The 13,262-nt window shown below is 70.0% G+C and carries 11 protein-coding genes; 8 read left to right on the top strand and 3 right to left on the bottom strand.

Going from position 1 to position 13,262, the window contains the following annotated elements; translation table 11 throughout:
• The first annotated feature begins 57 nt into the window (after positions 1 to 57).
• Positions 58 to 1,065 (top strand): multicopper oxidase domain-containing protein, encoded by a 1,008-nt coding sequence (locus ACH4TL_RS19055; protein ID WP_398315501.1) that lies wholly within the window; start codon positions 58 to 60, stop codon positions 1,063 to 1,065.
• Between the two features lie 9 nt (positions 1,066 to 1,074).
• Here the strand turns inward: ACH4TL_RS19055 and ACH4TL_RS19050 are convergent, their stop codons facing one another.
• Positions 1,075 to 1,785, bottom strand: coding sequence for a FadR/GntR family transcriptional regulator (locus tag ACH4TL_RS19050; protein ID WP_398315499.1), 711 nt, complete (start codon positions 1,783 to 1,785; stop codon positions 1,075 to 1,077).
• A gap of 172 nt (positions 1,786 to 1,957) precedes the next feature.
• Here ACH4TL_RS19050 and ACH4TL_RS19045 point away from each other — a divergent pair, with 172 nt between their 5' ends.
• On the top strand, positions 1,958 to 3,211 hold the full coding sequence (locus ACH4TL_RS19045; RefSeq protein ID WP_398315497.1) for an SLC13 family permease: 1,254 nt from the start codon (positions 1,958 to 1,960) through the stop codon (positions 3,209 to 3,211).
• A 27-nt stretch (positions 3,212 to 3,238) separates the two neighbouring features.
• On the opposite strand, the gene ACH4TL_RS19040 is transcribed toward ACH4TL_RS19045, so the two are convergent.
• Positions 3,239 to 3,694, bottom strand: coding sequence for a lamin tail domain-containing protein (locus ACH4TL_RS19040; RefSeq protein WP_398315495.1), 456 nt, complete (start codon positions 3,692 to 3,694; stop codon positions 3,239 to 3,241).
• A 257-nt stretch (positions 3,695 to 3,951) separates the two neighbouring features.
• Positions 3,952 to 4,695 carry an SDR family NAD(P)-dependent oxidoreductase gene (locus tag ACH4TL_RS19035; protein ID WP_398315493.1) on the bottom strand — a complete coding sequence of 248 codons (744 nt, stop codon included), beginning with the start codon at positions 4,693 to 4,695 and terminating at the stop codon, positions 3,952 to 3,954.
• A gap of 182 nt (positions 4,696 to 4,877) precedes the next feature.
• On the opposite strand from ACH4TL_RS19035, the gene ACH4TL_RS19030 reads away from it, so the two are divergent.
• The 6 genes from ACH4TL_RS19030 (at position 4,878) to ACH4TL_RS19005 (ending at position 13,260) form a co-directional block, all read left to right on the top strand.
• The gene (locus tag ACH4TL_RS19030) at positions 4,878 to 7,493 is read left to right on the top strand and encodes a PA14 domain-containing protein (protein WP_398315491.1); all 2,616 of its coding nucleotides are present in this window, start codon (positions 4,878 to 4,880) and stop codon (positions 7,491 to 7,493) included.
• A gap of 136 nt (positions 7,494 to 7,629) precedes the next feature.
• Entirely contained in the window at positions 7,630 to 9,219 is a 1,590-nt protein-coding gene (locus ACH4TL_RS19025; protein ID WP_398315489.1) for an acyl-CoA synthetase, read from the top strand.
• A gap of 92 nt (positions 9,220 to 9,311) precedes the next feature.
• Complete coding sequence (locus ACH4TL_RS19020) at positions 9,312 to 10,220, top strand: amino acid ABC transporter permease (protein ID WP_398315487.1); 909 nt, start codon at positions 9,312 to 9,314, stop codon at positions 10,218 to 10,220.
• Positions 10,217 to 11,005: an amino acid ABC transporter ATP-binding protein gene (locus tag ACH4TL_RS19015; protein ID WP_398315485.1), complete on the top strand. Its 789-nt coding sequence runs from the start codon at positions 10,217 to 10,219 to the stop codon at positions 11,003 to 11,005. The genes ACH4TL_RS19020 and ACH4TL_RS19015 overlap by 4 nt, the downstream gene beginning before the upstream one ends.
• Positions 11,002 to 12,252 (top strand): dipeptidase, encoded by a 1,251-nt coding sequence (locus ACH4TL_RS19010; protein ID WP_398315483.1) that lies wholly within the window; start codon positions 11,002 to 11,004, stop codon positions 12,250 to 12,252. Before ACH4TL_RS19015 ends, ACH4TL_RS19010 begins: the two co-directional genes overlap by 4 nt.
• Positions 12,253 to 12,315: 63 nt before the next feature.
• Entirely contained in the window at positions 12,316 to 13,260 is a 945-nt protein-coding gene (locus ACH4TL_RS19005; RefSeq protein WP_398315481.1) for a transporter substrate-binding domain-containing protein, read from the top strand.
• Positions 13,261 to 13,262: the final 2 nt, after the last annotated feature.

Below are 13,262 nucleotides of genomic sequence, written 5' to 3'. Positions count from 1 at the left end.
CCCCGGGGCACGTGCGCATCGGCAACGACTGGACGGCCGTACCGAATTGGGAGAACGATGAGCGACGCACCCGGCACCATGCCCAGACGCGGTTTCAGCCGCCGGCTTCTCGCCGGTGGCGCGGCCGCCGCCGCGATCGGCGGCCCGCTCCCCCTCGCCTCCCCCGCCGACGCCGCCCCCGCCGAGGGTCCGAAGCGGCGGGTGGCGACGGCGGCGGCCGGTGGTGTGGTCCGCCGCATCAAGATGTACGCGGAGAAGCTGCCGGACGGGCAGATGGGCTACGGCCTGGAGAAGGGCAAGGCGTCCATCCCCGGTCCGCTGATCGAGCTGACCGAGGGCGACACCCTGCACATCGAGTTCGAGAACACCATGGACGTCACCGCCAGCCTCCATGTGCACGGGCTGGACTACGACACCGCCAGCGACGGCACCCAGCTCAACCGCAGCGCCGTGGAGCCGGGCGAGACGCGTACGTACACCTGGCGCACCCATGCCCCGGGCACCCGTGCGGACGGCACCTGGCGGCCGGGCAGCGCGGGCTACTGGCACTACCACGACCACGCGGTCGGCACCCCGCACGGCACCGGGGGCCTGCGCAAGGGGCTGTACGGGCCGGTGGTGGTGCGCCGGGCGGGGGACGTCCTGCCGCAGAAGCAGTTCACCATCGTCTTCAACGACATGACGATCAACAACAAGTCCGGCCATGACGCGCCCGAGTTCAGGGCGACGGTCGGCGAGCGCGTCGAGATCATCATGATCACGCACGGCGAGTACTACCACACGTTCCATATGCACGGTCATCGCTGGGCGGACAACCGCACCGGCATCCTGGAGGGGCCGGACGATCCGAGCCGGGTCATCGACAACAAGATCACCGGCCCGGCCGACTCGTTCGGCTTCCAGGTGATCGCCGGGGAGAACACCGGCGCGGGCGCGTGGATGTACCACTGCCACGTCCAGAGCCATTCCGACATGGGGATGGCGGGGCTGTTCCTGGTGGCCAAGGCCGACGGCACGATTCCGGGCTATGACCCGCACCATCTGACCGCGCGGCGCGGGTCCTAGCGCACGTCCTCAGGAGGATCCGTCCGGGTCCCAGTTCAGCAGGCGCACCTGGGCGACGGTACGGACATGGCGGCGCATGGCCGCGGCCGCGGCCTTGGAGCGGCCCTCGGCGATGGCGTCCAGGATCTTGCGGTGCTGGGCGAACGACCGCTGGGGGCGGCCCGGCTGACGCAGTGACTCCTCCCGGCTCTCACCGATCTGCTCGGCGATGGAACGCATGAACTCCGCCAGCAGCGGGCTGTGGGCGGCCGCGGTGACCGCGGCGTGGAAGCGGCGGTCACCCTCGATGCCGTGGCGGCCCGTCGCGATCTCGTCCTCCATCCAGTGGAGCGCCTGCTCCATGGCGGCGAGGTCGTCGTCGGTGCGGCGCTCGGCGGCGAGTTCGGCGAGCTTGGTCTCCAGCGCCTCACGGGCGTCGAGTACATCGGGCAGCCGCCGCCGGCGCTCCATCAGGCGGTCCACGGGCTCGGTGTCGAGGCTGTCGCGGAGCAGCCGCATGCCGCCGCCCTGGCGCACCTCGACCAGGCCCTGCACCTCCAGGACGACGATGGCCTGCTTGACGGAGGCACGGCTGATGCCGAGCCGCTCGGCCAGCTCCCGCTCGGTGGGCAGCCGGTCGCCCGCGCGCAGCCCGCCCTCTTCGACGTAGGAGCGCAGCCTCTCCAGCACCTGCTCGTAAAGGCGCTGACGGTTCATCGGGCGCAGTGCGTCGTCGGCCATGCGGGCTCTCCCCTGCTTCGGCTGGCTGCCGCGATTGGTGACCGTCCCGCTTCGCAGCGTAGCACCTGGTGGCTGATTGGCTCAGCCAATGTGCCACCTATGTATTGACTGTTGAACCACCGCACGCGCAACGTGAGTCGCGGCTCAGCCACTTGCGACGGGAGCGCGCTCGATGTCCGACGAACTGATCTCGATACTCGTGCTGGTGGTGGTCTTCGTGATCGCCACCACCAGATCGATCAACATGGGCGCGCTCTCCTTCGCCGCCGCCTTCGGCGTGGGGGAGCTGGTCGCGGGATTCGACGCGGATCAGATCTTCGCCGGTTTCCCGGGCGATCTGTTCGTGGTGCTGGTGGGTGTGACGTATCTGTTCGCGCTGGCCCGGGCCAACGGGACCACCGACTGGCTGGTGCACGCGGCGATCCGGCTGGTGCGCGGGCGGGTCGCGCTGATCCCCTGGGTGATGTTCGCGATCAGCGCCGCGCTGACCGCGATCGGCGCGGTGAGCCCGGCGGCGGTCGCCATCGTGGCGCCCCTCGCGCTGAGCTTCGCGGCGCGCTACCAGATCAGCCCGCTGCTGATGGGGGCCATGGTGGTGCACGGCTCCCAGGGCGGCGGCTTCTCCCCCATCAGCATCTACGGCTCGATCGTCAACGGCATCGTGGAGCGGGAGAAGCTGCCGGGCAACGAGGTCACCCTGTTCCTGGCCAGCCTGGTGGTCAACCTGCTCATCGCGGCCGTGGTGTTCGTCGTCTGCGGCGGGCTGAAGCTGCCCCGTACCGACGCCGCGGCCGAGGCGGAGGAGGCGGCGGCGGACGCGGACACCCGGCTCACCCCGGCCCGGATCGCGACCCTGGTCGCGCTGGTGGCATTGGTGGTCGCGGTCCTCGTCTTCGACCAGGACGCCGGGCTCACCGCCATCACCCTCGCGGTCGCGCTCAGCGTCGTCTGGCCGGACCACGGCAAGCGGGCCGTCAACGAGGTCACCTGGCCCACCGTGCTGCTGATCTGCGGTGTGCTCACCTATGTCGGGGTGCTGGACGAGATGGGCACCATCACGTACGCGGGCAACGCCGTGACCGACATCGGCATCCCGCTGCTCGCGGCGCTGCTGCTGTGCTACATCGGGGCGATCATCTCCGCGTTCGCCTCATCCGTGGGCATCATGGGCGCGCTCATCCCGCTCGCCGTCCCCTTTCTCTCCCAGGGGCACATCGGCGCGGTGGGCATGATCGCCGCGCTCTCGGTGTCGGCGACGGTCGTGGACGTCAGCCCCTTCTCGACCAACGGCGCGCTGGTGCTGGCTGCCGCGCCCGACGTGGACCGGGACCGGTTCTTCCGGCAGCTGATGATCTACGGCGGCATCATGGTGGCCGTCGTCCCCGCCGCCGTCTGGCTGACGATGGTGGTCCCGGGCCTGGGCTGAGACAGCGCCGGGCCCGGGACCGAAGGGTCAGCACATCTTGTAGTCGGCCCGGCTGCTGTTGTACGAGCAGGTGTCGACCGTGGTGCCGCCGCTCTTGCGGAGCGTGGCCTTGTCGCTGGTGTTGTTCCAGACGTAGGCGCGGCGGTCCTGGTACTTGGAGGCGGAGGTGTCCGAGCCGGTACCGGTCCGCACGGTCACGGTCTTGCCAGCGCCGAGGGTGTACGAGGGGAAGGTGTACGCGTGGCGGCTCGCGTCGACGACCACCCAGCCCTTGAGGCTCACCCCGCGCGTGGTGGAGTTCTTGATCTGCACATACTCCGCGTTGAGGCTGGAGTTGCTCCGGTTGTCCGTACCGGGAGAGTCGTAATAGATCTTGTGCAGATGCACGGAGCCGGCGGCCCCGGCGGGCGCCGCGGGATACAGCAGCGCGATGGCACAGCCCGCGGCGACAGCGGCACCGGCCCTGGCAGTGGTACGGAACATGGACGTCTCTCCCCTTGCGTCGTGTCGCGGTGGTGCGCACACAGACGGACGGACGGCCGCGCCCGAGATGGTTTGGGAGTCACGAGGTGACTCCCTCGGTGCGGCCGTCCGTCCGTCTCCCCCCACCTGTGTGGGCAACCAGAGTGGACCGCGCGGCTCCGTGGCGGCAGGGCTGCGCGGCCCCTGATCAGGGGCCGTCCGGCCCTTGCGGCGCGGCGGGGACTCGGCAGGGGGCGGGGAGTTGACGCGGGGGGCGCTCAGCGGCCGTACTGCGCCCCGCCGTTGATGTGCAGGACCTGCCCGGTGACGTACGCGGCCTCAGGGGAGGCCAGATAGCGGATGGCGGCGGCTATCTCGGCGGGCACGCCCGGCTGTCCGGTGAGTGTCTGCCCGATCTGCTGGGCGATGAACTCGGGTGTGCCGCGCTCGCCGAAGAACTCGGTGTCCTCGACATAGCCGGGGGCCACGGCGTTGGCGGTGACGCCGTCCGCGCCCAGCCGCTTGGCCAGTTCGTAGGTGTAGGTGTGCAGCGCGGCCTTGGTGCCGCCGTACGAACCGGGGCCGCGCAGCGCCGCCACCGAGGAAAGGTGCACGATCCGGCCACCGGGGCGGGCGATATGCGGAATGAGGGCTTCGGTCAACAGGACGGCGGTGAGCACATTGGCCGCGAAGTTGCGCTGGTACTGGTCGGCGATGCCTTCCAGGGTGCCGTCGTTGCCGGGCGCGACATTGCCTCCGGCGTTGGTGACGACCACGTCGACGGGGCCGCCCGCGGCGATCTCGTCGGCGGCGCGGCGGGTCTGCCCGGGGTCGCTCAGGTCGGCGCCGGTCCAGGTCACCAGGCCGTCGCCGTGGGCGGCGTTCAGCTTGTCGGCCGCCGCGCGCAGCACATCGGTGCGGCGTCCCACGATGACGACGCGGTCGCCGTCCGCGGCGAAGGACTCCGCGGTCGCCAGACCGATGCCCGTACCGCCGCCCGACACCACGATCCGTCGCCCCATTACGGCCTCCATCGTGCAAATCGTTGAATCTGGATCATATGTATGAACCGCACGCTAGGCAGAAAGGGCTTTCCCGTCAAGGGTGTTGGCTTGCGTTCAGTATTGACAGGTTCTGTCGCCAATGGCCGAATGATCGGCGCGCCCCCAGCGTGTTCCCACAGCTGTTCCGGCAAGGAGGAGATGTGCGTTTACGTTCGGCCCTCACCAGACCCGGCAGACTCGTCATCGCCGCGCTCGTCCTGGCGCTCGGCGTCCTCGGTCTGCTGACCGCCCCCGGCCCCGCCGCGGCCGCCGCGTCCGACGACCCCGACCCCGTCATCAACGGCCTGCGCGGCGACTACTACCTCCAGTCCGCCCCGGGAGCCTTCGACTTCCACGAGCTCAAGGCGACCACCCTCGATCCGTCCCTCGACTTCGGCAACCTGGAACCGCGGCTCCAGGTCGCCACCGGGCGGTCCGACGACGTCAGCGTCCGGTGGACCGGCCGGCTCGTCCCCGAGCGCTCCGGGGCGCACACCTTCTCGATCACCGGCGACAACGGCTTCCGGCTGTGGATCGACGGCCGTCCCGTCATCGACCACTGGGTCGACGACTGGGACAAGGAGCAGGTCTCCGCGCCGGTCGAGCTGACCGCGGGCCGCGAGTACGACATCAAGGTGGAGTACTTCGAGCACTACGGCGGCTCCAACCTCCACCTCGCCTGGACCCCGCCCGGCGGCACCAAGCAGCCGGTGCCGTCGTCGGCGTTCCGGCTGCCCCCGGACTTCGGCTACGAGGGCCCGGTGCGCAGCGCCGTGCAGCCGGACGGCCGGACGCTGCTGATGGACTTCGCCCGCCCGCTCGACGCTCCCCCGGCCGGGCTGACCGGCCATCTCACCGCCGTCATCGGCGGCGCGGCCTGGCCGCTGGGCGGGGCCCGGCTGGACCCGGCCGACCCCTCGCGGCTGCTGCTCGCGCTGAAGGAGCCGGTGGTGGGCCGCGGCGGTGAGGCGATCGTGCGCTACGACGGCGAGGGCGGCCTGGAGAGCGACAAGGGCGCCGTCGGGCAGTTCCTCGCCTTCGGTGGCAACAAGTCGACATATCAGCTCAGCACCCCCTGGGCCAAGGACGTCGGCCCGGACAACGCCCACCCCGAATACCCGCGCCCGCAGCTGACCCGCGACCGGTGGAAGAACCTCAACGGCACCTGGCAGTTCGCCGCCGCCGAGAAGGGCCAGGCGCCGCCGTTCGGGCAGCGGCTGCGGGAGAACGTCCTGGTGCCGTACCCGGTGGAGTCCAAGCTGTCCGGTCTGGAGCGCCACGAGGACCGCATGTGGTACCGGCGCACCTTCACCGTGCCCGCGGACTGGAAGGTCGGCGGCGGACAGCGGCTGAAGCTGAACTTCGACGCCGTCGACTGGCAGGCCGAGGTCTACGTCAACGGCACCCGGGTCGCCGAACACCGCGGCGGCTACGACCGGTTCAGCGCCGACGTCACCGACGCCCTGCGCCCCGGCCGCACCCAGGAGCTGCTGGTCGGCGTGTACGACCCGACGGACGCCAAGGACGGCGAGAACCCGCCGATGGGCAAGCAGCGGCTGGACCCCAGCGGCATCTTCTACACCCCCTCCTCCGGCATCTGGCAGACGGTGTGGATGGAGCCGGTGGCCGCCGACCACGCCGACAGCCTCAAGCTCACCCCGGACGTGCCGGGCAAGGCGCTCACCGCGGAGGTCCGCGGGGTGCGGGACGGGGTGCCGGTCACCGCGACCGCGTACGACGGTAAGCGCGCGGTCGGCACGGTGACCGGGCGCACCGGCTCGGCCCTGACCGTGCCGGTGCCCTCGCCCCGGCTGTGGTCGCCGGACGATCCGCATCTGTACCGGCTGAAGGTGACCGTCGGGCGGGGCGCGAAGGCCGACCGGGTGGAGAGCTACTTCGGCATGCGCGGCATCGCGGTCGAGGAGGTCGACGGCAAGAAGCGCATGGTGCTCAACGGGAAGCCGTATCTCTCGATGGCCACCCTCGACCAGGGCTTCTGGCCGGACGGCCTGCACACCGCGCCGACGGACGAGGCCCTGGCGTACGACCTGAAGATGCACAAGCGGATGGGGTTCAACTCCGTGCGCAAGCACATCAAGGTCGAACCCGACCGCTGGTACTACTGGGCCGACCGGCTCGGGCTGATGGTGTGGCAGGACATGCCCGCCATGAACACCATCGCGCCCTCGGAGAAGGCGCAGGGCCAGTACGAGCACGAGATGAAGGCCATGATCGACCAGCACATCAGCAGCCCGTCGATCGGCGTCTGGGTCACCTTCAACGAAGGCTGGGGCCAGTACGGCGGGGCGAAGGTGCCCGCGCTCGCCAAGGGCTGGGACCCGTCGCGGCTCATCGACGGCGCCAGCGGCTGGAACGACACCGGCAACGGCGACCTCGCCGACATCCACGCCTATCCGGGCCCCGGCGAACCCCGCCCGGACGCGAAGCGCGCGGGTGTCATCGGCGAGTACGGCGGGCTGGGGCTGGCCGTACCGGGGCACGCGTGGCCGGTGCAGCACACCTATGTGGGCGTGGACCAGGAGCAGTACACGGCCGAATACCTGAAGCTGCTGGACAAGGTGCGGCAGCAGGTCGCCTGCCATGGGAACAGCGGCGCGGTCTACACCCAGATCACGGATGTGGAGGGTGAGCTGAACGGGCTCCTCACCTATGACCGCAAGAAGATCAAGCCCGATGTGGAGCGGCTGCGCGAGGCGCACCGGTCCCTGATCCGCGCGGCGGAGGACCCCGCGTCGATGGAGTGCACCACCGGTTAGCCCGGCAGTGCCATCCGGGCGGGCGTCGCCGCTGAACGCGACGCCCCGCCCGGGTCGTGTGCGGTCTTGAACGCCGCGTCCCGCCGTGTCAGCGTGACGAAGCGTCCGGCCCGTCCGACCATTCGGGAGACTCCTGGTGACCGCATCCTCCTCCCTGCCCGTGGACATCGTGCGCGCCCGGCGCCATGGCGTCGCCGATCTGCTGGCGCGCAGTGCCGCCCGGCTGCCCGGCAAGACGGCCGTGGTGTACGGCGCGCTGCGGCAGACGTACGCGGAACTGGACGCGCTGGTGAGCCGTACGGCGGGCGCGCTGGCGGCGCGCGGTGTCGCCCAGGGCGACCGGGTGGTGCTGTACGCGCGCAACTCGCACGGCTATGTGGTGGCGTACTTCGCGCTGGCCCGGCTGGGCGCGGTGTCGGTGCCGGTGAACTTCATGCTGAGGCCCCCGGAGGTCGCGTACCTCCTCGACCATTCGGGTGCGGTCGGTGTCATCGCGGGCGACGGGCTGCTGGAGGCGGCCGACGCGGCGCTGGCCGAGGCCGCACCGGCCCGCGTCGTCCTGCGCGCGGCCATCGGCGGGGAAGGGCGGGAGGGCTGGGAGGACTTCGCCGCGCTGGGCGAGGAGCGCGGCCACCCCGTGCCCGACCCGGCGCTGGAGGACGACGATCCGGTCCAGCTGATGTACACCTCGGGGACGGAGTCGCGGCCCAAGGGCGCGATCATGACGAGCCGCTGTCTGATCTCGCAGTATCTGACGACGATCGTGGACGGCGGTATGACGGCCGACGACATCGAGGTGCACGCGCTGCCGCTGTACCACTGCGGCCAGTTGCACGCGTTCCTCACCCCGGACGTCTGCCTGGGCGCCACCTCGATCATCCTGCCGGGCCCGGATCCGGCGGCGCTGCTGGCGACGATCGAGGCGGAGGGGGTGACCAAGCTGTTCGCGCCGCCCACGGTGTGGATCGCGCTGCTGCGCCATCCGGACTTCGGGACCCGCGATCTGTCGTCGCTGCGCAAGGGGTATTACGGCGCCGCGGCCATGCCGGTCGCCGTGCTGGCCGAGCTGCGGCGGCGGCTGCCGGGGCTCGCGCTGTACAACCTCTACGGGCAGACCGAGATGTCGCCGATCGCGACCGTCCTGGGCCCGGCCGACCAGGAGCGCAAGGCCGGGTCGGCGGGGCGGGCCGCGCTCAACGTGGAGACGCGGGTGGTGGACGAGGAGGACCGGCCCGTCACCCCGGGCACGGTCGGGGAGATCGTGCACCGCGGCCCGCACACCATGCTCGGCTACTGGCGGGACCCGGAGCGCACCGCGGAGGTGTTCCGCGGCGGCTGGTTCCACAGCGGCGATCTCGGGGTCATGGACGAGGAGGGCTATCTGACGGTCGTCGACCGCAAGAAGGACATGGTGAACAGCGGCGGGGAGAACGTGTCCGGGCGCGAGGTGGAGGAGGTGCTGCACGCCCACCCCGCGGTTGCGGAGGCCGCGGTGTTCGGGGTGCCGCATCCGTACTGGATCGAGGCCGTGACGGCGGTGGTGGTGGCCGGGCCGGGCGAGCGGGTGACGGCCGAGGAGATCCTGGCGCACTGCGGGGAGCGGCTGGCCGGGTTCAAGGTGCCCAAGTACGTGGTGCTGGCCGCGTCCCTGCCGAAGAACCCCAGCGGCAAGATCCTCAAACGGGAGCTGCGCGACACCTATGGACACCTCGGCGCCGACGGTTGACGGTTCTGTGTCAACTGTTCGAGAGCGTGCCGGAACCCGGTTTTAGGATGCGTATTCCCCTGCCGTGACACCGAACCGCCCGAGGGCCCTCCATGAGCAAAGTCCTGAATCTTGACGCTCTACCCGAGCCATCCCGGCTCAAACGTGTGAAGCGACGGCGTCCGGGACTGCTGGCGGCCAATGCCGTGGTGCTGCTGTTCGCCGCGATGGCGGTGACCACGATATTCACCAATCCGCGCTTCGAGTGGCACACCGTAGGGAAATACTTCTTCGAGATCCGCATCATCAAGGGTATCGGGGTCAGCCTGGGGATGACCGCCACGACCATGGCATTCGCCCTGGTGCTCGGCACCGTCGTGGCGCTCATGCGGATGGGTTGCTCGCGGTTGATGTCGGCGGCCGCGGGAGCGTTCATCTGGGTGTTCCGCTCGATTCCCATGCTGGTGCAGCTGCTTTTCTGGTACAACCTGGCGGCGCTGTTTCCCACCCTGTCCCTCGGAATTCCCTGGGGACCGAGTTTCGTCACCTTCGACGCCAATTCTCTGCTGGGTCCGCTTACCGCGGCGGTCATCGGTCTGACCTTGCATGAAACGGCATATGTGGCGGAGCTGATTCGTTCCGGTCTGCTGTCCGTACCGGAGGGGCAGCGCCAGGCGGCCGCCGCGCTCGGTTTGACGCCGACTCAGATCTTCTTCCGTATCACCCTCCCCCAGGCGCTGCGCGTGATCGTGCCGCCGATGGGAAATGAGCTGATATCTCTCCTGAAGGCCACATCTTTGGTCAGCGTGATCTCTCTGGCGGATCTGCTCTACTCGGTGCAGCTCATTTACTCGAAGAACTTCCAGACCGTTCCCCTGTTGATCGTGGCCGCGATCTGGTACATGATCATCACCGGCGTCATCACCCTCCTGCAGCAGCGCCTGGAACGACGCCTCGGGCGACACACGCTGATACCGGCCGAAAAGGTCACCAAAGTGAAGAGGATCGAGCACTCGGTATGACCGTGGCATCGGAAAAGGGAGCGCAGCCCATCGTCTCCCTGCGCGGGATCGTCAAGTCGTTCCGCTCCACGGAGGTGCTGCACGGCATTTCCCTGGATATCCACCGGGGTGAGACGGTCTGTGTCATCGGCCCGTCCGGCTCCGGCAAGAGCACGCTGCTGCGCTGCGTCAACCACCTGGAGGTCCCGGACGACGGCCTGGTCATGGTCGACGGCAACGTCATCGGCTACCGGCTGCGCGGCTCCTCCCTGCACGAGCTGAACCCCCGCGAACTGGCCGCGCAGCGCTCGGTCATGGGCATGGTCTTCCAGAGCTTCAACCTCTTCCCGCACCTCACCGCCCGCGAGAACATCGTGGAGGCGCCGCGCCGGGTCCTCGGTCTTTCGAAGGCGAAGGCCGACTCCCGGGCCGAGGAGCTGATGCGCCGGGTCGGGCTCGCCCACAAGCTGGACAGCTACCCCGAGCAGCTGTCCGGCGGCCAGCAGCAGCGCGTGGCCATCGCCCGGGCGCTGGCGATGCGGCCGAAGGTGATGCTGTTCGACGAGCCGACCTCCGCGCTGGACCCCGAGATGGTGCAGGAGGTGCTGGGCGTCATCCGGGACCTGGCCGGGGAGGGCATGACGATGGTGGTCGTCACCCATGAGATGCGCTTCGCCGCCGAGGTCGCCGACCGCGTGGTGTTCATGGACGACGGGCGGATCGTCGAGGAGGGCCCGCCGGACCGGCTGTTCACCGCCCCCTCCCAGGACCGTACCCGCACATTCCTGTCGAAGGTCAGCGCATGAGCACCGGACGTCCCCTGCCCGACAAGACCCGCGCCCGGCTGGAGCTGTGGGACGGCTACCGCTCGTACCACTACCTGGAGCCGGGCGCGGACTTCCAGGACTTCGAGCTGGTTCCGGCGGTGGGCCGGGTTCCCGACGCGGCGCCGGTGTGGAGCGAGGACGTCGAGGCGCGGGCGCGGGACTTCGAGGAACGCCATCTGGTGATCTCCGCGCACGACCATCTGTCGCTGCGGCCCGCTGACCCGGGGGACTTCGCGGCGTTCCGCCGCCAGGGCCGGGAGGCGATTCCGTACGAGGGCATCGCCCACTCGGGCGTGGACCTGTTCTTCGACGGCGGCCCGGCCGCCGTCAGCATGATCCGCTCGCACACCCCCTGGGACTGGGACGACGCGGTGAGCGACCTGGCCATGCGCCAGGCCGACTTCGCCCATCAGCGCCTGGTGGCCCCGGTCCGCACCCTGGAGGACGCGGAGCGGGCCCGGGCCGGGAACCAGGTCGGCGTCGTGCTGACCCTGGAGTCCGCGTCCCCCATCGGCAACGACGTCGACCGGCTCGATCTGCTCTACGGGCTCGGCGTGCGGCTGCTCGGGCTGGTGTACAGCGAGAGCAACCAGCTCGGCTCCGGGCTCGCGGACACCGGCGACACCGGGCTCACCGTGCTCGGCCGCCGCGCCCTGCGGCGGATGAACGACCTCGGCATCATCGTCGACGTCTCGCACTCCGGGGACGCGACCGCGCTGGACGCGGTGCGCCGCTCCACCGACCCCGTGGTGATCACTCACGCCGGGTCGCGGGCGCTGTGGCCGACGCCGCGGATGAAGCCCGACGACGTGATCCGGGCGTGTGCGGGCTCCGGCGGGTTCATCGGCGTCGAGGCGGCTCCGCACACGACCATCACCGCCCGGCACCCCCGGCACAGCCTGGAGTCGGTGATGGAACACGTGGAGCGCTGTCTGGACCTGGTCGGCATCGACCACGTGGCCTTCGGTCCCGACACCAACTTCGGCGATCACACCGCGTGGCACCACACGTTCGCCCCGCTGTTCGGCAAGGACGACGCGCTCGACGGGCAGAGTTCGCAGCCGCCGCACGAGCCGGTCACTTTCGTCCACGGCTGTGAGAATCCCGCGGACGCCGTCGGCAACATGATCCGCTGGCTGTTCGACCACGGTTACTCCGAGGAGGACGTGGCGAAGCTCGCCGGGGGCAATGTGCGGCGGGTCGCCGAGACCGTCTGGGGCCGCTGACCGTCCCAGTCCCACCTTCCCCCCACATCCGGACCGTCCGGAATCCCGAAACGGAGCAAGGCCATGCGCCACCGACCCCGCGCCGCAGGGTGCGCCCTGTTCGTCTCCCTCGCGCTCACCGCCACCGCCTGTTCGGTCGACGACACTCCGGACAAGGGCAAGTCCGACACGGCCATGCCCACGCCGACCCTCGCCCTGGAACCCAAGGACGACCAGCTGGCGGCGCAGGTGCCCGCGGAGTTCAAGAAGAAGACGCTGCTCATGGGCGTCAGCGAGTACGACCCGTATGTGACCATCGGCTCCGACGGGAAGATCACCGGCCTGGTCCCGGATCTGTCCAAGCAGCTCGCCTCCCAGCTCGGCATCAAGATCAAGGTGGTGCGGACGCCGTTCGACGCGGTGATACCGGGGCTCAAGTCCGGCCGCATCGACCTCAGCGCGCCCTCCGGTGACTTCGTCGAGCGCCAGCAGGAGGTCGACTTCGCCGACTTCGCGCAGAGCCAGATCACCGTGATGGTGAACAAGGAGAGCGGTTTCCGCCCGGAGTCCGGCATCGGCGTCTGCGGGCACAAGGTCGGCGTCGAGAAGGGCGCGGGCACCGAGAACGTCCTCGCCGGTCTCAGCAAGCGGTGTGCCGCGAAGGGCAAGAAGGCCGTGCAGCCGCAGGCGTACGGGGATCTGGCCGCCGCGAGCCTGGCCCTCCAGAGCAAGCGGATCGACGCGGTGGTCGCGCCCAGCGCCTCCAACACATCCGTCAGCGAGAACTCGGACGACAAGTTCGAGACGCTGGAGCTGGACGACATGCTCAGCCTCCCGGCGGCGACGGCGATCTACGGCATCCAGGCCAAGAAGGGCACCGGTCTCGCCGCCGTGATCGTCAAGGGGCTGCGGGAGATGCAGGAGTCGGGCACCTACGCGAAGCTGTTCGGCGGCTGGGGCATGCCGCTGTCCACCATCACCCGGTCGAAGATGCTCCTCAACGGCTCCAAGCAGTCCCAGACCAAGTGAGC

The sequence above is a fragment of the Streptomyces sp. NPDC021115 genome, assembly GCF_044333065.1.
Lineage (GTDB): Bacteria > Actinomycetota > Actinomycetes > Streptomycetales > Streptomycetaceae > Streptomyces.
This window is presented reverse-complemented; position numbering and strand designations above follow the sequence as displayed.